Origin of the sequence: Enterobacter cloacae complex sp. FDA-CDC-AR_0164 (genome assembly GCF_003071645.1) — a bacterium.
Lineage (GTDB): Bacteria > Pseudomonadota > Gammaproteobacteria > Enterobacterales > Enterobacteriaceae > Enterobacter > Enterobacter ludwigii.
The window spans coordinates 3,545,985-3,562,792 of record NZ_CP028950.1; the positions used below are offsets into that span (position 1 = coordinate 3,545,985).

Annotated in this window: 20 protein-coding genes and 1 pseudogene; 15 read left to right on the forward strand and 6 right to left on the reverse strand. The window is 51.2% G+C overall.

The features are described 5' to 3' along the window. The first annotated feature begins 27 nt into the window (after positions 1 to 27). From AM410_RS24050 to AM410_RS17580, 9 genes and pseudogenes are all read left to right on the forward strand, one after another. Positions 28 to 348: a hypothetical protein gene (locus AM410_RS24050; protein ID WP_175556441.1), complete on the forward strand. Its 321-nt coding sequence runs from the start codon at positions 28 to 30 to the stop codon at positions 346 to 348. After that, a complete protein-coding gene (locus AM410_RS17545) occupies positions 345 to 776 on the forward strand; it encodes an immunity 26/phosphotriesterase HocA family protein (protein ID WP_049023296.1) in 432 nt (143 codons plus the stop codon). Before AM410_RS24050 ends, AM410_RS17545 begins: the two co-directional genes overlap by 4 nt. 141 nt (positions 777 to 917) lie before the next feature. Continuing rightward, the gene (gene comJ, locus AM410_RS17550) at positions 918 to 1,400 is read left to right on the forward strand and encodes a competence protein ComJ (protein ID WP_041162703.1); all 483 of its coding nucleotides are present in this window, start codon (positions 918 to 920) and stop codon (positions 1,398 to 1,400) included. 205 nt (positions 1,401 to 1,605) lie between these two features. Beyond that, positions 1,606 to 2,364: pseudogene (locus AM410_RS24180) on the forward strand (RHS repeat-associated core domain-containing protein); the annotation flags it as partial. Positions 2,365 to 2,432: 68 nt separating this feature from the next. Then, on the forward strand, positions 2,433 to 2,840 hold the full coding sequence (locus AM410_RS24185; RefSeq protein ID WP_131828540.1) for a hypothetical protein: 408 nt from the start codon (positions 2,433 to 2,435) through the stop codon (positions 2,838 to 2,840). Between the two features lie 18 nt (positions 2,841 to 2,858). Then, positions 2,859 to 3,104: a hypothetical protein gene (locus AM410_RS17560; RefSeq protein WP_049022524.1), complete on the forward strand. Its 246-nt coding sequence runs from the start codon at positions 2,859 to 2,861 to the stop codon at positions 3,102 to 3,104. A 220-nt stretch (positions 3,105 to 3,324) separates the two neighbouring features. Beyond that, positions 3,325 to 3,807: a hypothetical protein gene (locus AM410_RS17565; protein ID WP_049022525.1), complete on the forward strand. Its 483-nt coding sequence runs from the start codon at positions 3,325 to 3,327 to the stop codon at positions 3,805 to 3,807. Between the two features lie 101 nt (positions 3,808 to 3,908). After that, the gene (locus AM410_RS17570) at positions 3,909 to 4,289 is read left to right on the forward strand and encodes a hypothetical protein (RefSeq protein ID WP_073397400.1); all 381 of its coding nucleotides are present in this window, start codon (positions 3,909 to 3,911) and stop codon (positions 4,287 to 4,289) included. A 487-nt stretch (positions 4,290 to 4,776) separates the two neighbouring features. Then, positions 4,777 to 5,070, forward strand: a complete 294-nt coding sequence (locus AM410_RS17580) for a YciI family protein (RefSeq protein WP_014170518.1) — start codon at positions 4,777 to 4,779, stop codon at positions 5,068 to 5,070. A 54-nt stretch (positions 5,071 to 5,124) separates the two neighbouring features. On the opposite strand, the gene ychF is transcribed toward AM410_RS17580, so the two are convergent. After that, positions 5,125 to 6,219 carry a redox-regulated ATPase YchF gene (gene ychF / locus AM410_RS17585; protein WP_014170508.1) on the reverse strand — a complete coding sequence of 365 codons (1,095 nt, stop codon included), beginning with the start codon at positions 6,217 to 6,219 and terminating at the stop codon, positions 5,125 to 5,127. Positions 6,220 to 6,345: 126 nt separating this feature from the next. Beyond that, positions 6,346 to 6,930: an aminoacyl-tRNA hydrolase gene (pth, locus tag AM410_RS17590; RefSeq protein ID WP_006175913.1), complete on the reverse strand. Its 585-nt coding sequence runs from the start codon at positions 6,928 to 6,930 to the stop codon at positions 6,346 to 6,348. Between the two features lie 274 nt (positions 6,931 to 7,204). Between pth and ychH the strand changes: the two genes are divergently transcribed. Both ychH and AM410_RS17600 read left to right on the forward strand, forming a co-directional pair. After that, positions 7,205 to 7,480 (forward strand): stress-induced protein YchH, encoded by a 276-nt coding sequence (gene ychH / locus AM410_RS17595; RefSeq protein ID WP_014170506.1) that lies wholly within the window; start codon positions 7,205 to 7,207, stop codon positions 7,478 to 7,480. 124 nt (positions 7,481 to 7,604) lie between these two features. Further along, positions 7,605 to 8,663: a MerR family transcriptional regulator gene (locus AM410_RS17600; protein ID WP_073397398.1), complete on the forward strand. Its 1,059-nt coding sequence runs from the start codon at positions 7,605 to 7,607 to the stop codon at positions 8,661 to 8,663. On the opposite strand, the gene dauA is transcribed toward AM410_RS17600, so the two are convergent. The 4 genes from dauA to lolB form a co-directional block, all read right to left on the reverse strand. After that, on the reverse strand, positions 8,649 to 10,328 hold the full coding sequence (gene dauA / locus AM410_RS17605) for a C4-dicarboxylic acid transporter DauA (RefSeq protein ID WP_108648185.1): 1,680 nt from the start codon (positions 10,326 to 10,328) through the stop codon (positions 8,649 to 8,651). The genes AM410_RS17600 and dauA overlap by 15 nt on opposite strands. Positions 10,329 to 10,452: 124 nt before the next feature. Next, positions 10,453 to 11,400 carry a ribose-phosphate diphosphokinase gene (prs, locus tag AM410_RS17610; RefSeq protein WP_003856663.1) on the reverse strand — a complete coding sequence of 316 codons (948 nt, stop codon included), beginning with the start codon at positions 11,398 to 11,400 and terminating at the stop codon, positions 10,453 to 10,455. A 126-nt stretch (positions 11,401 to 11,526) separates the two neighbouring features. After that, positions 11,527 to 12,396, reverse strand: a complete 870-nt coding sequence (gene ispE / locus AM410_RS17620) for a 4-(cytidine 5'-diphospho)-2-C-methyl-D-erythritol kinase (RefSeq protein WP_073397394.1) — start codon at positions 12,394 to 12,396, stop codon at positions 11,527 to 11,529. Beyond that, entirely contained in the window at positions 12,393 to 13,004 is a 612-nt protein-coding gene (lolB, locus tag AM410_RS17625) for a lipoprotein insertase outer membrane protein LolB (RefSeq protein WP_025203912.1), read from the reverse strand. The genes ispE and lolB overlap by 4 nt, the downstream gene beginning before the upstream one ends. Positions 13,005 to 13,205: 201 nt before the next feature. Between lolB and hemA the strand changes: the two genes are divergently transcribed. Genes hemA through sirB2 form a run of 4 tightly spaced genes read left to right on the forward strand, consistent with a single transcriptional unit; the run spans position 13,206 to position 16,805 of the window. Continuing rightward, positions 13,206 to 14,462: a glutamyl-tRNA reductase gene (gene hemA, locus AM410_RS17630; RefSeq protein ID WP_073397392.1), complete on the forward strand. Its 1,257-nt coding sequence runs from the start codon at positions 13,206 to 13,208 to the stop codon at positions 14,460 to 14,462. A 41-nt stretch (positions 14,463 to 14,503) separates the two neighbouring features. After that, positions 14,504 to 15,586 (forward strand): peptide chain release factor 1, encoded by a 1,083-nt coding sequence (gene prfA / locus AM410_RS17635; protein ID WP_020882346.1) that lies wholly within the window; start codon positions 14,504 to 14,506, stop codon positions 15,584 to 15,586. Continuing rightward, complete coding sequence (prmC, locus tag AM410_RS17640; protein ID WP_073397390.1) at positions 15,586 to 16,416, forward strand: peptide chain release factor N(5)-glutamine methyltransferase; 831 nt, start codon at positions 15,586 to 15,588, stop codon at positions 16,414 to 16,416. The genes prfA and prmC overlap by 1 nt, the downstream gene beginning before the upstream one ends. Continuing rightward, positions 16,413 to 16,805 carry an invasion regulator SirB2 gene (sirB2, locus tag AM410_RS17645; RefSeq protein ID WP_020882348.1) on the forward strand — a complete coding sequence of 131 codons (393 nt, stop codon included), beginning with the start codon at positions 16,413 to 16,415 and terminating at the stop codon, positions 16,803 to 16,805. Before prmC ends, sirB2 begins: the two co-directional genes overlap by 4 nt. Positions 16,806 to 16,808: the final 3 nt, after the last annotated feature.

Below are 16,808 nucleotides of genomic sequence, written 5' to 3' on the forward strand. Positions count from 1 at the left end.
GATCCTGTAAATGGACAAGGGTTGTATGTGCTACACGATGGAAAGAATATTATCTATGTAGGACGTGGGGATGCACCAACGCGTTTGAATAGCCATGCGAATACACAGGGTAAATCTCATTTGGAACAGTTGACCATAGCTGAAGCTAAATACTTGGAACAAAGAATTATGGATCTTAATGGTGGAGCTAAGTCAACGAATTCTTTAACAAATCTCCTCAATGAAATCAGATCGTATAGTCCTAATAACCCAAAGGCTGGCACATATGATATTGTGGGTCAAAACAGTGATTGGGGTGGAAAAGTATTGAATGATGCGTTATCAATACTGAAAGGTAATGGCTTATGAAAGTAAAATACAAAGAGGGTGACATCTTTGTCATTCCATTGAGCAATGGGAAATATGCGATTTGTCATATTTTTTTTGCTCCAAGCAAAAAATTTAAGCAAGCAATAGGGTTCTGCATATTATCAATACAGCAGGCTGAAGAACTTATTGATGGCGGTTCATTAACACCGCTAAGTTTTGAAAGGTTTGGTAAAGAGACGAAAGTTATCTTTACCGGCAACCAAAATATCAGCAAGGGCGTTTGGAAAATTATTGGTCACACTGATCTTACAGAAGAAAAAAAACAATTGAAAATATTTAATTATGCTGGTGGTTTATATAATGGAGAGGACGAAATCAGGCGGTTATCTGTTGCCGAATACCCTAATTACACAACAATGGGGGTTTCAGGGTTTGAGCTTGCCGATAATATCCTGACCAATATTTGAGCATCAGGGGTAGGGTGCTTCCCCTGTCAGATTTCGTATTACCGCCACTCATTAACACCTTAAAAATATCACAGGTATTTTATTTTTGATGGCCTGGACTCACATTATTGGTAGAACGATAATAAAAATCGAGGTAATGTAATGAATGATAAAAAAATACAAATAGTTGATCTACTGATTTCACATAGTCAAATAGTGTTACGATCCCGAGACTATGACGAAAAGCTGAGTCAGTGGGGAAAGGGTAATGTTTCTCAAGGTGCTGTTCTTCACAAGGATTATGTTATATTCGATCCATTACCAGAGGACGCGTTTGGAGCAAACGTCAATATCAAAATAGAGAATGCTTTCAAATTGGATGAAAATGCTCAGCGCTGTATTGTTGTACCATTTTTCATTACGGATAAACATAAGCTGCAAATCGCTTCTGCAACTGAGAAGTTTTATTTGAATTTAGAGTTGCACGATGAACTTTATTCGCTCTTCTATGAGGTTTGTGAAGGAGATGAAATTTACTATAATTTCACCCTTGTACCTACAAAAGAAGCTATTGCTGCTAAGTTTTTGTTAGACGACCCTTGGGGGGGGATTAAGGAACATCCTCTCAAAGATGGTATTTTTTAAGGTTAATAGTAATTAAATTAAAACTTAAGAAATATAAAAACCACGCTTTGACGTGGATTTTTTCATTCAAATCAAATGCTAAACAAGAAGTTCATCACATCGTCATGTATAACGATAATCTTTCCCTTCCGCACGCGTTTTGGCTGCCTCTTACGCTCCTTGCTTATCCTTATTCACAACAAGTGTCAGCATACCCGTGAGGTCCCACCGGGAGGCCAGCCGCACCCAGGGGTTGCTGACCACCCTCAGCGAGTACGAACTTCTTGGTCGACTGCATCGTCGGGATGTATTCACTGACGATGCCCAGCGCCGCTGGGATTACGACTAGCGCAATAACTGGTGCGGGAAGAGCGTGACGATAACCCGTTCAGCTGGCAGTACGACAGCGCCGGGCGTTTGCTGGTTCAGAACGGTACGCTGCCGGTAACCCGCAGGAAGACTCTGCTGAGAAGGTCACGCACAACCGCCTGACGCAGCTGAACGACATTCGCTGGAGTTGTAACATACACGCCCGCACCATGGAGAAGGATAACAGCCAGACCCGCTGGCATTACCGCTACGACGGCGAGCACCGTCTGACGGAAGTCATCAGCCAGCCACGGGACCGCAACAAAACGCAGACGCAGGTCAGCTTCCGCTACGATCCGCTCGGCCGCCGCATCAATAAAACGCGACGCCAGATGATGGGCGGACAGCCAACAGGCAAGCCGGGTCAGCATCCGGTTTTTCTGGGAAGGGTTCCGTCTGCTGCAGGAAAGTGAAACGTAGGTATCAGGATATTCTCAGAACCTGCGGATGCAGGGGCAATACCTGGACCGTGAGACAGGGCTGCACTAGAATCTGTTCCGGTATTACGACCCGGACTGCGGGCGGTTTACGCAGCAGGACCCGATAGGGCTGGCGGGGGGGGATAAACCTTTACCAGTATGCGCCGAATGCGCTGGGATGGGTGGATCTGTGGGGGGGAGTCGTGAGTGTAGCGGTAAAACAAAACCTGATTTCTATGTTGGGCCTGCTGGTCCAGGCGCTACAATGCCTTCAACTGCTTATCGTTATGTCCGATATTTGAATGACGATGGCAGTTTAGATAAATGGGTTCCTGGTCTTCTCGAAACTAAAAAAGCGCCTGTAACGTATTTTGGATTCGAAAAATTTTATATGGGTAAAGCGACTCGTGATGCGTTTCAGATAAAAGGTCCTGATAAAGTTGATCCGACTTTACCAGCGGATGTTTCTTGGAGTGATGCAAGAATTAGAGGGATATTTGATACATTGCAACCTTATGAAAATGGTACTTCTCAAGTGAGGCATCCAAGAATGTTTGGGGATGAAGTTGGTGCACCATTAGAACAATTTACAAATGCTTATCCGCAGTATGGGAAAGGGGGGCGTAGAACAAATGCACGCAGAAAAACGGGGAATTACTTTCGACAAAATTGATATTTTTCCGGAGGAATAATGAATTACGATTCATACAATGAGGTGCTCGACTATCTCAAGGAGTTTTTTAAGTCAAGAGTAGAGTCAGCACGTTATTTAGAAAAGCTAATAACTTTGATTGAAGCTTCTCGCTCTGACAAAACTGTGACAATAAGAGCTATTTATGAAACGTACATGCAGTATGTAAAAGAAAATAGAGAAAATATAAAAGTCATCGCTGGAGAAAAAGAAATGTGGATTAATTTATTGAACCATTGGCAATAAGGTTTTATTGTCACAAAGATTCCATTGGAAATGGTTCTTACATACCAGCGTGAATAAATTGATGTAAGTGAATTTTGGTGCCATGGTGAAAATTCCAGCATGCGCCTTGCGTATAAAGTATGTGATTTGCACGCATGGAAAATGCTTTTCATATAAGTGCTATGAGAAGGTAATTATATTGCCATTATCTATGGGTTACTCAAAATTGGAGCAAGGCAATATGCTTGAATTAAATTTAAACCCGATTACCGGTGAGCTAAACCTGGATGGTCTAAGTTTAGAGATAGATAGTGAAGAAGGATTTTGTAATTGTGACTTTTACCACAAATCAATAAAGCACAAAGCTATAAAAAACATTATGCCTCATCACTATCTTATTGACTCAACAGTATTTTTCGAAAAAGAATTTCAAGCTATTATACGTCCAATATGTTTTGGTTTTCCTTTTATGGTTCATCTTGTCGATAAGGATAGTGAATATTATAAATCCCTAAAGGACTGGGATGCGAGAACTAATATTAACATGCTAAATAACTCAGTGAAAAGCTTGTCTGATTGGCTAAGCCTTTCTCTGAATTTAGGGGTTCCTGATGTTACGAAAACAGAAATGATTAGATGGGATTATGAATGGGGTCGAATTTCTGTCTCGTATGAGACAAAGTCATTCAACCATGGTATATATATAGTTTGGAATTCAATATAATCAATAACCAAGGCTTGCCTAAATTAAGTTATTGACTAATAACATCATTCATTTACTTTTAATCTTACTTGTTATTATTGGAGTTAAAGGTTATAGAGGAAATGAAAATAACTAATCGACTTAAAAAGAAGTTATTAGTCCTCGATGGCATTGACAATGATTTCATAGAGTATGGAAAGGAAATATCATGCCCTGAATGTGACGGGGTAATAGTCTACTCTATCGTAAACTCATATGAGTTTGACACGCTTACTGAAGAGGTAAAAAGCTTTTTGGTTAAGAAAATGAGAGGTGTGAAGCTTGTTAGTGAACATAAGAAATATAGCTACGGCGATAGCCAATTAGATGTTTCGAAAAATACATGTTCAAAGTGTTTGAAAGATTTTTCTAGTGTATTAACGTATAAAGAAGTGCAACCAGCACGATGCCGGGTATATCTTGTGGGGCTTTTTGAAGGTTATTTGGAAAAAATCAAACTTTAAAAGTTGAGGTTTACGAAGGATTGAAAATCTCATTTATTTTAAAGAAAATAACCTGCTTCATTGGGCTAGTGGTGAAAGTAACAGAGTGGTTAGTATGCCATTTTTAGACCATGCAATGGTCGACTCAACACGCCAGTTAGTCTTTGCGTTAAGCGAGTCTAAGCCATTACCAACCGTTTTGACCATCTTCGATACTCAGGGCGAAAAATTATTTTGATCTGCACCTCCTGAAGGTGCGACTTTCTATTACTTAACATTCAATCTGTCAAAGGAAGTGGTCGTTTTCTGTAGCTATCCAGCAAAACAAAATGGTTGGCATGATTGGTTTTATTCCTGGGATATGAAGCGTAACGCGTTGTCTCAATCGGGCCCTGCATATTAAGATCAAAAGAGCTAAAAAAAATGATAACTATAACCGGTGGCAAAACAGGGACTGTATCAGCAGTTCCAACAAGCGATTTAAAAAAACAGAGTTAAGAGGCAAAGGATGAGCACGGTTTACATTGTCATTTTGACCTATATAAAACCACTCGATGAAATCGACGCAGCGATACCTGCTCATGTTGAGTGGCTAAAAAAGGGGTATGCAGAGGGGATTTTTCTGGCGTCCGGTAGACGGATCCCAAGAAACGGCGGTGTCATTCTCGCTAAGTGCGAGAGTCTTGCCTCTCTTGAAGAGCGCTTACGCGAGGATCCTTTTCAGAAGTTAAAACTTGCGACTGTTGAAATCATTCCCTTTGAACCCAGCATGAAAACAGAACTCCTGGAAAATGTGTTTTAACCCCGGAATAAAAAAATCCACGCCAAAGCGTGGATTTTTTTCATTCAAAACAAATCAAACGTTAAACAGGAAGTTCATCACATCGCCATCTTTAACGATGTAATCTTTCCCTTCCGCACGCATCTTGCCTGCTTCTTTCGCGCCTTGCTCACCCTTGTAGGTGATGAAGTCTTCAAATGCGATAGTCTGCGCACGAATGAAGCCTTTCTCGAAGTCGGTGTGGATCTTACCGGCCGCCTGAGGTGCAGTCGCACCGACAGGGATGGTCCACGCACGCACTTCTTTCACGCCTGCGGTGAAGTAGGTCTGTAGGTTCAGCAGCTCATAGCCTGCACGGATCACGCGGTTCAGGCCCGGCTCTTCCAGACCCAGCTCGGCCATGAATTCATCACGGTCAGCGTCGTCCAGCTCTGCGATGTCGGATTCAACGGCAGCGCAAACCGCTACAACCACTGAACCTTCAGCCGCCGCGATTTCACGCACTTTGTCCAGGTATGGGTTGTTCTCGAAACCGTCTTCGTTAACGTTGGCAATGTACATAGTTGGCTTCAGAGTCAGGAAGCTCAGGTATTTGATTGCCGCCTTGTCTTCTTCCGTCAGGTTTTTCAGCGCGCGCAGCATGCCCGCGTTTTCCAGCTGTGGCAGACATTTTTCCAGCGCAGCCAATTCTGCTTTCGCGTCTTTGTCGCCACCTTTGGCTTTCTTCTGCACGCGGTGAATAGCGCGTTCACAGGTGTCGAGGTCAGACAGTGCCAGCTCGGTGTTGATCACCTCGATGTCGTCAGCTGGGTCCACTTTGTTGTTAACGTGGATGATGTTGTCGTTCTCGAAGCAACGGACAACGTGACCAATTGCTTCCGTTTCACGGATGTTGGTCAGGAACTGGTTACCGAGGCCTTCGCCTTTGGATGCACCTTTCACTAGGCCCGCGATGTCCACGAACTCCATGGTGGTCGGCAGAATGCGCTGTGGCTTCACGATTTCCGCGAGCTGGTCCAGACGCGGATCGGGCATTGGCACAACGCCGGTGTTCGGTTCGATGGTACAGAACGGGAAGTTCGCCGCTTCAATACCTGCTTTGGTGAGCGCGTTGAACAGGGTGGATTTGCCCACGTTTGGCAGACCGACGATACCGCATTTGAATCCCATTTCTAAATCACCTTAATATCTTGATAATCAATCCGTTAACGATAACCGATTGATGAAAAGTAAATAACTACGCCTATTATACACGTAACCCGCACCACGCGCGGTAAAAAAGCCGTATCGGGCGGATTATTGCGCTTTGAAAGCGTGTAAGCGGTTTGTCGCTTTGGTTAGGCCATCCTGCAGCCAGATTTCGGTGCAGCGCACCGCTTCGTCAACCGCTTCGTCAATCAGTTTCTGCTCAGAAACCGGTGGCTTACCTAACACAAAACCGACAACTTTGTTTTTGTCGCCCGGATGGCCGATTCCCACACGCAAACGGTGGAAATTGGGGTTATTGCCCAGCTTGCTGATAATGTCTTTCAGACCATTGTGACCGCCATGACCACCGCCCAGTTTGAATTTTGCCACACCGGGGGGCAGGTCCAGTTCATCGTGGGCCACCAGAATTTCATCCGGGTTAATGCGATAAAACGTCGCCATGGCTGCAACAGCTTTGCCGCTCAGGTTCATAAAGGTGGTGGGCACCAGCAGACGGACATCTGCGCCAGCAAGATTGATACGTGAGGTATACCCGTAGAATTTTGGTTCTTCACGCAGGGGAGCACGTAACCGTTCGGCCAGCAGATCAACGTACCAGGCGCCGGCATTGTGGCGGGTCGCCGCGTACTCTGCGCCTGGGTTCGCGAGGCCGACAATCAGTTTAATCGTCACGATTCAATTCCTAATGGGTTCCAGATCTGGCGCGTAGTTTACTGTCTGACGCGCCGCTTGACAAAATTCTGCTGCCCGAACCGCGAGATATGAATAATTACTTATCTGAACAATTAGAATTTCAAGCTGTTCAATGCCTTATTTGTAAACTTTTGTCTGGGAGTTATCTGTAAATGTGATCATTCACGCAACTCATAAAAGAGCCGTTGTCTATACTTTACACACAAGGATCAGGGGCTTTTCCCCTTACAACCCAAAGTTCCGGAGGTGACATATGAAACGCAAAAACGCTTCGATACTCGGTAATGTGCTGATGGGGTTGGGACTGTTTGTGATGGTCGCTGGCGTGGGTTATTCAATTTTAAACCAATTGCCGCAGCTTGACCTTCCGCAATACTTCGCGCATGGCGCGGTATTGAGTATCTTCCTTGGTGCAGTGCTATGGCTTGCCGGTGCACGCGTGAGTGGTCATGAGGAAGTCTGCGATAAATACTGGTGGGTGCGCCATTACGATAAGCGCTGCCGCAGGGACCAGCACAAACACAGCTAACGTGCTACGACGAAAGAACACCGAAACGGCTCCTTATGGAGTCGTTTTTTTTTGCATGAAAGGTTGACCCTCACGTAACGTAAGGCTTCAGAGTGGTGCCACTGGCAAAGTAAAAGGAGCAGTTATGTTGATTCAGGTGGGTGAACTCGCGAAACGTGCCGGGATCACCGTGCGAACATTGCATCACTATGAGCAAACAGGGTTGTTACTGCCTTCTGCCAGAAGTGCGGCAGGTTACCGGCTGTATAATCTGGCGGATGTGCAACGTCTGCATATGATTCAGGTGCTGGCAAAAGCCGGGCTGGAACTTGCTGAAATCAGGGATTTTCTGAAACAGGAGTCGCTGTCGTTAACCGAATTACTCGATGCGCAAATCAGTTTGCTGGATAAGCAACTGCGCAGCATGCTGACGCTGCGCGAGAGGCTGGTGGAATTGCGTACCGGGCTTACCGACGATGCGGCACCCAATCTGGAATCCTGGCTACAGACTCTGGAGTTAATGAATATGTACGAACGCTGGTTTAGCAAAGAGGAGTTACAGCAGTTGCCGTTTGCCGTACAGAAGGAGGCACTTGCGGATATCTGGTCAGGTCTGGTCGCTGAGGCAAATAGCCTGCTGAAGCATAATATCGACGTTTCGGATCCCCGTGCCAGGGATCTGGCGACGCGCTGGATGTCACGCCTGGAGCAGGATACGGGAGGTAAGCCGGAATTTCTCACCCGGCTGAACGAGATGCACAGCGTCGAGCCGCAGATGCGTGAGCAGACGGGTATTACGGCGGAAATGACTGACTACATTACGCGGGCGTTTGCCGAATCGAAGCTTGCCATCTGGGAAAAGTATCTCTCTGCAGAAGAGATGGCCTTTACCCGCGCACACTATTTTGAACGCATGATGGAGTGGCCGCCACTGGTAGCGAAATTGCATCAGGCGCAGCGGGAAAACCTTGACCCGTCTTCCGATGAGGCGCAAATGCTCGCTGAACACTGGCGGGTATTGTTCCAGTCATACGCGGGAACGAATCCTGAAACCCAGCAAAAGTTTCGCGTTGCCATGCAGCAGGAGGCGCATCTGATGAAAGGGACATGGATGACGCCTGCCGTGCTTGCATGGCTCCAGCAGGCGATAGCCGTGATGATGCAGAGACGTTTCTCTGCATCAGGGCATTCACAGATCCGCTAACGCGGCTTCACGGTTGGGATAAAAGGCCAGGCGGCCAGGGATAGGCTGCACGCCCGCGCGCGCCATGGTGCGCAGCGGCTGGAATTCGAGATTACTCACCCGCAGTTCGCAGCCTTCCGGCAGACGCGAAACGAAGCGCTGGAAGGCATCCAGACCACCCGCATCCAGCACCGGCACGGCATCCCATTTCAGCACCACAATGCGTTTGCCCACGATACGGGTTTCCAGTTCGCTGAACAGACCTTCCGCGGCGGCAAAGAACAACGGGCCAATCACACGCAGCACCAGCACATCGTCAGGTACCTCTACGTTAACCGGGGAAAGGCGCGTCATCTGCGCTATACGGCGCATAAACAGCAGGGAGGCCAGCACGATCCCGACGCTGATGGCGATAACCATATCGAACAGCACGGTCAGCGACATACAAATCAGCATCACGATGATGTCGTCTTTCGGTGCGCGACGCAGCAGATTGACCACCTTATGTGCTTCGCTCATGTTCCACGCCACCATCAGCAGCAGGGCAGCCATGGCTGAAAGCGGCAGCCAGGAGAGCAGCGGAGCGAGGACCAGCAGGGCGAGGATCACCAGCACGGAGTGGATAACTGCCGATACCGGCGACGTCGCCCCGGCACGTACGTTTGCCGCAGAGCGGGCGATGGCCGCTGTTGCCGTAATACCGCCAAAGAACGGGGCGATGAGGTTGCCCAGACCCTGCCCAACCAGTTCGCTGTTGGCTTTATGCTTGGTGCCGGTCATGCCGTCCAGCACGACGGCACAGAGCAGGGATTCAATGGCCCCCAGCATCGCCATTGAGAAGGCCGCGGGCAGAAGGGCGCGCAGGGAGTCCCAGCTTAAGGTGAAGCTGGAACCCGGCATATCCCATGGCAGTACCAGTTGTGGTAACAGTTGAGGAATACCGCTTCCCTGTGAACCGTCAGCCAGAACATAGTGGAACTGAGATCCAATGGTCGCGACGTGCCCACCAAAGAGATTAACGATGGCCATCACCGCACAGCCCAGCAGCAGGGCGGGCAGGTGGCCAGGCAGACGAATGCCTAAACGAGGCCAGATAATCAGCGTGCCCAGGGTAACAATCCCGATGGCGGCATCGCCGGGGTTGGCGGTGGGGAGCGCCATAAACAGCGCCCCGACTTTTTGCAGGTAATGTTCAGGGACGTGGGCTATCTGCAGGCCGAGGAAGTCCTTGATCTGCATTGTCCCGATGGTAATGCCAATCCCGGAGGTGAACCCCAGCGTCACGGAAAGGGGAATGTATTCAATCAGCCGGCCAAAACGGGCCAGACCAAACAGGATCAAAAAGACGCCGGACATCAGGGTGGCGACCAGCAGGCCTGCCAGGCCAAACTGCTGAGAAACGGGATAGAGGATCACCACAAATGCAGCTGTCGGGCCGGAAACGCTGAAGCGAGACCCGCCCGTTAGCGCAATCACAATCCCGGCGACGGCCGCCGTGTAAAGCCCATACTGCGGTGCTACGCCGCTGCCAATCGCCAGTGCCATGGCGAGCGGAATGGCGATAATCCCGACGGTGATACCGGCAATAAGGTCACGCATAAAACGTGAAGCGGTGTATTTCTCTTTCCAGCAAGCGTCGATGAGGGCGCGAAAGGGAAGAACATGTGAGGAGGTTACGTGTTTCACAATTATCTCTCATCCGTGTGCGCATCATCTGTCATATGAATGGCAGGTGAAGGAGGCATTGATCATACAAATAAATATCAGAGACAAAAAAACCCGCCGCAGCGGGTTTTTCGGCCGTGTTCGATTAGTGTTCGAACATTGCTGAGATAGATTCTTCGTTGCTGATACGACGAATCGCTTCGGCCAGCATCCCGGACAGGGTCAAGGTGCGCACGTTTGGCAGCGCTTTGATCTCGTCACTCAGTGGGATGGTATCGCACACCACTACTTCGTCGATAACGGAGTTGCGGAGGTTGTTTACTGCATTACCGGAGAAGATCGGGTGAGTCGCGTAGGCGAATACGCGCTTGGCACCACGCTCTTTCAGCGCTTCTGCTGCTTTACACAGCGTACCGCCGGTATCGATCATATCGTCAACCAGCACGCAGTCACGGCCAGCAACGTCACCGATGATGTGCATCACCTGAGAAACGTTAGCGCGTGGACGGCGTTTGTCGATGATTGCCATGTCGGTATCGTTCAGCAGCTTAGCGATAGCACGAGCACGTACCACGCCGCCGATGTCCGGAGAAACCACGATTGGGTTATCCAGATTCAGCTGCAGCATGTCTTCCAGCAGGATTGGGCTACCGAATACGTTATCAACCGGAACGTCGAAGAAGCCCTGGATCTGTTCTGCATGCAGGTCAACGGTCAGAACACGGTCAACGCCAACGCTGGAGAGGAAATCAGCGACAACTTTGGCAGTGATTGGCACACGCGCGGAACGGACTCGACGGTCCTGACGGGCATAGCCGAAGTAAGGAATAACAGCAGTGATACGGCCTGCTGAAGCGCGACGCAGGGCGTCGACCATAACAACCAGTTCCATCAGGTTGTCATTTGTTGGAGCACAGGTGGACTGGATGATGAAAATATCACCACCGCGTACATTTTCATTGATTTGTACGCTGACTTCGCCGTCGCTAAAGCGACCTACAGCGGCGTCGCCGAGGGAAGTGTACAGGCGGTTGGCAATACGTTGTGCTAGTTCCGGGGTGGCGTTACCAGCAAAAAGCTTCATATCAGGCACGAGAAGAACCTCAGGCATGCGTCCAGTGGTGGATAGCGTTCGCCGCAAACTGTGCGGGCCAGGCGAAATGCTATCCAGGCGGTGTATTAAAGAGCGCGATGCAACGTCTGGAACAGGGTGACGTTGTCACCGAAACTCAGTCTGCGCCAGAATGGCTTGCTGTAGGGGGGAGGTGTTCATCCCACGTGCTACAAAACCATGCAGCCAAACCGGCGCTTGCTCAAGCACCTGACGAGCGGCGGATTCGGTGTCAAATTCAGCAAAGACACAGGCCCCTGTGCCAGTCAGGCGCGACGGCGCGTATTCTAACAGCCAGGAAAGCACCGCATCAACCTCGCGAAAACGTTTTCTTGCGATAACCTCGCAATCGTTGCTGAATTCACAATTTAATAACGTTTCTATTGACCGCACCGGGGTATTCCGTGGCAGGTCAAGATCGTTGAAGATGACCGGGGTCGGAATGCTGACGCCCGGGTGGGCCACCAGGTACCATTTTTCCGGCGGCTCGACCGGGGAAAGTATTTCGCCAACCCCTTCAGCAAACGCCGCATGACCGCGCACGAAAACCGGGACGTCCGCCCCCAGCGTTAAGCCTAACGCTGCCAGCTCATCCTGAGATAATCCGCAGCCCCAGAGGTGATTCAGGGCAACCAACACGGTGGCGGCATTTGATGAGCCACCGCCCAGTCCACCGCCCATCGGCAGACGCTTCTCAATACGGATATCCGCGCCGCTTCCTGCCGGCAGACGACCGGTGTCCGACGCCGTTTTCATCAGCAGACGTGCAGCGCGCACGATCAGGTTATCTTCATGCGCCACGCCATCAACCGGCGTCAGCAGGCAAACCTCGCCGTCCTGACGCGGGCCAATCGCGATCGTGTCGCCGTAATCAAGGAACTGAAACAGCGTCTGCAGGGTATGATATCCGTCAGCACGCTGTCCGGTGATGTATAAAAACAGGTTCAGTTTTGCCGGAGAAGGCCAGTGGGTCATCATTTAACGATCCAGTTGTCCATTTTCAGCTTGATGCGCTGGCTACCCTGGGTCAGTTCCATGTTGGATGGCAGGGAAGGCCTGGTGTTGCTGTCATAGGCGCTGTACACCACTTTCCAGGTTTTGCCGTTCTGGGTGTAGTTCACCTGGCTCAGACGGTACTGGTCGTCAAGCTGGTAGTCGGTCGCGTCACCCGGCAGGCCCAGGATCCACTGGCGCAGGCTGTTCAGCGGAATAGGCATTCCGGTCAGCTTGCCGATCATCTCTTCGGCGTCGGTGGCGGTATAGTGCTGGCCTTTGTTGTCGGTGATCTGCGCTTCACCCGGTTTGGCGATAAGCTCCAGTTCGGTGCTGCCCAGTGGGTTTAACAGCAGCAGGCGATAGTTGTCCTGCCCGGTTTGCTGCCAGAAGAAACGCGCATACACTTTTTGTTCATCAGAGAGATAAGCGAAGGCACCACGGGTCTGGTACTGGCTCAAATTGCGGACGTCCTGCTGGTGCTGACGCCACTGCGGTGAATCAGGGCTTTTGCCTGGGCCTTTAGGTTGGGTGACGGTACATGCGGTCAGAACCAGTGCCGCCAGGGGCAGCAGGCGAATCAGTCGGGTCATAATGAGGACAAATCCTTGAGATACGTTGCAGTTATAACTGTTAATGCTAGCGTCGAAGGGTGCCACCGTCTACGTTCAAATTATCTCAAAGCATTGTATAAGCTATTACTCCGAAAGGGGGCAGTCTCTTTTATTGATCTCGCGCATCCTGTATGATGCGTTCTGCTAACCTTATTAACGCTGGTACTACTCCCGCTCAACATGACCCTATTAGCACTCGGTATTAACCACAAAACAGCCCCGGTTTCGCTGCGAGAACGCGTAACGTTTTCGCCGGATACGCTTGACCTGGCGCTGGACAGCCTGCTTGCACAGCCGATGGTGCAGGGTGGCGTGGTGCTCTCGACGTGCAACCGTACTGAACTCTACCTAAGCGTTGAAGAGCAGGACAACCTGCATGAAGTGCTGATCCGCTGGTTATGTGATTACCACAACCTCAACGAAGAAGAGCTGCGTAATAGCCTCTACTGGCATCAGGATAACGATGCAGTCAGCCATCTGATGCGTGTGGCCAGCGGCCTGGACTCGCTGGTGCTCGGCGAGCCGCAAATTCTCGGTCAGGTGAAAAAGGCGTTTGCCGATTCGCAAAAAGGGCATCTGAAAGCCAGTGAACTGGAGCGTATGTTCCAGAAGTCATTCTCCGTGGCGAAGCGTGTGCGAACCGAAACCGACATTGGTGCCAGTGCGGTTTCTGTTGCTTTCGCGGCCTGTACCCTGGCCCGTCAAATCTTTGAATCCCTGTCGACCGTCACTGTGATGCTGGTCGGGGCGGGCGAAACCATCGAACTTGTGGCGCGCCATCTGCGCGAACACAAAGTTAAAAAGATGATTATCGCTAACCGTACCCGCGAACGTGCACAGGTACTGGCGGACGAAGTGGGTGCCGAGGTGGTTGCGCTGAGCGACATTGATGAGCGCCTGAAAGAGGCAGATATTATCATCAGCTCTACCGCCAGCCCGCTGCCGATTATCGGTAAAGGGATGGTCGAGCGAGCGCTGAAATCCCGCCGTAATCAACCGATGCTGCTGGTGGATATTGCCGTCCCGCGCGATGTCGAACCGGAAGTCGGTAAACTGGCGAACGCCTACCTTTACAGCGTGGACGACCTGCAAAGCATCATTTCGCATAACCTTGCCCAGCGTAAAGCGGCGGCGGTTCAGGCGGAAACCATTGTAGAGCAGGAAACGAGTGAGTTTATGGCCTGGCTGCGCGCGCAAAGCGTCAGCGAGACTATCCGTGAGTACCGCGGTCAGGCGGAGCAGGTGCGTGATGACCTGACCGCCAAAGCGCTGGCCGCCCTTCAGCAGGGCGGCGACGCAGAAGCCATTATGCAGGATCTGGCCTGGAAACTGACCAACCGCCTGATCCATGCACCAACCAAATCTCTTCAGCAGGCCGCCCGTGACGGGGATGATGAACGCCTGACTATTCTGCGCAACAGCCTCGGGCTGGAATAGCGCCCTATACCCATTTTCTATTACAAGGTGCATTTACGCCTATGAAGCCTTCTATCGTCGCTAAACTGGAAGCTCTGCACGAGCGCCATGAAGAAGTACAGGCGCTGCTCGGCGATGCCGGGACCATTGCTGACCAGGAACGTTTTCGCGCGCTCTCGCGTGAATACGCGCAGTTGAGTGATGTATCAAAATGCTTTACCGACTGGCGACAGGTCCAGGAAGATATTGAAACCGCGCAGATGATGCTCGACGACCCTGAAATGCGCGAGATGGCGCAGGAAGAGTTGCTGGATGCAAAAGCGCGTGCTGAAGAGATGGAGCAACAGTTGCAGGTGCTTCTGCTGCCAAAAGATCCGGACGATGAGCGTAATGCCTTTGTCGAAGTCCGCGCCGGGACCGGCGGTGACGAAGCGGCACTGTTTGCCGGCGATCTGTTCCGTATGTACAGCCGCTACGCCGAAGCGCGTCGCTGGCGCGTTGAGATCATGAGCGCCAACGACGGTGAACATGGCGGCTACAAAGAGGTTATCGCTAAAATCAGCGGTGACGGCGTGTACGGTCGTCTGAAGTTTGAATCCGGCGGTCATCGAGTGCAGCGCGTACCTGCCACCGAATCTCAGGGGCGAATTCACACTTCTGCCTGTACGGTTGCGGTGATGCCAGAGCTGCCTGAAGCAGAATTGCCGGACATCAACCCGGCGGACCTGCGTATCGATACCTTCCGCTCCTCCGGGGCAGGGGGTCAGCACGTTAACACCACCGATTCCGCTATTCGTATTACCCACCTGCCAACCGGCATCGTGGTGGAGTGCCAGGACGAACGTTCACAGCACAAGAACAAAGCCAAAGCCTTATCCGTGCTGGGCGCGCGTATCCACGCGGCTGAAATGGCAAAACGTCAGCAGGCGGAAGCCTCCACGCGTCGTAACCTGCTGGGCAGCGGCGATCGCAGCGACCGTAACCGTACCTATAACTTCCCGCAGGGCCGTGTTACCGACCACCGCATCAACCTGACCCTGTACCGTCTGGACGAAGTGATGGAAGGAAAGCTGGATATGCTGATTGAGCCTATCGTGCAGGAATACCAGGCCGACCAGCTGGCAGCACTGTCCGAGCAGGAATAATGGAGTTTCAGCATTGGTTACGGCAGGCCGCCAGTGAGCTTTCCGCGAGCGAAAGCCCTAAACGTGACGCCGAAATTTTGCTTGAGTTTGTGACGGGGAAAGCCCGCACTTACCTGCTGGCTTTCGGCGAGACTCAGCTGAGCGCTGAGCAGGAAGCGCAGCTCGCTACGCTGCTTGCCCGACGCAAAACCGGTGAGCCGGTGGCGCATCTGGTCGGGGAGCGTGAGTTCTGGTCACTGCCGTTGTACGTCTCCCCAGCGACCCTGATCCCACGTCCGGACACCGAGTGTCTGGTGGAGCAGGCGCTGTCGCGTTTACCCGCACAAGCCTGCCGAATTCTTGATCTTGGAACCGGCACTGGCGCAATTGCCCTGGCGCTGGCAAGCGAGCGTCCGGACTGCGAGGTGACGGCGGTTGACGTGATGCCCGATGCGGTAGCGCTGGCGCAGCGTAACGTGGCGCGTCTGGGCTTCCCGAACGTCACCATTCTGCAAAGCAGCTGGTTTAGCGCGCTGGATAACCGCACGTTCGGGATGATTGTCAGCAACCCTCCCTATATCGACGAGCATGACCCGCACCTGACGCAGGGGGACGTGCGTTTCGAACCGCTGACGGCGCTGGTCGCTGCCAACGAAGGGCTGGCGGATATTGTGCATATTGTGACAACGTCACGACAGCATTTGCTCCCCGGCGGCTGGCTGCTGGTCGAGCACGGCTGGACGCAAGGGGACGCGGTGCGTGACGTGTTCATCGCTGCAGGTTATCGTGCGGTGGAAACCTGTCGCGACTATGGCGGCAACGACCGTCTGACGCTGGGACAATGGGCATGAGTCTCTTTACCGTGCTGATCACGGCCCACCTGATAGCCGTTGCCCTGACCATCAGCTTTTTCATCGTCCGTTACGGGTGGCGTTACAGCAATAATCCGCTGATTGACGCCCGCTGGGTGCGTATTGCGCCGCACTGTATTGACACGGTGCTGTTTCTCTCAGGGGCCGGATTAATGTGGAAGACCGGCTATCTGCCATTTACTGATAAAGGCGCATGGCTGACTGAAAAGCTGTTTGGCGTTATCATCTACATCGTTTTGGGTTTTATCGCGCTTGGGCGTCGTCGTCCGCGCAGCCAGCAGACCGGTTTTATCGCCTTTCTGCTGGGGCTGGTGGTGCTGTACATCATCATTAAACTCGCCACCACAAGAATACCGTTACTGGGGTAAGTC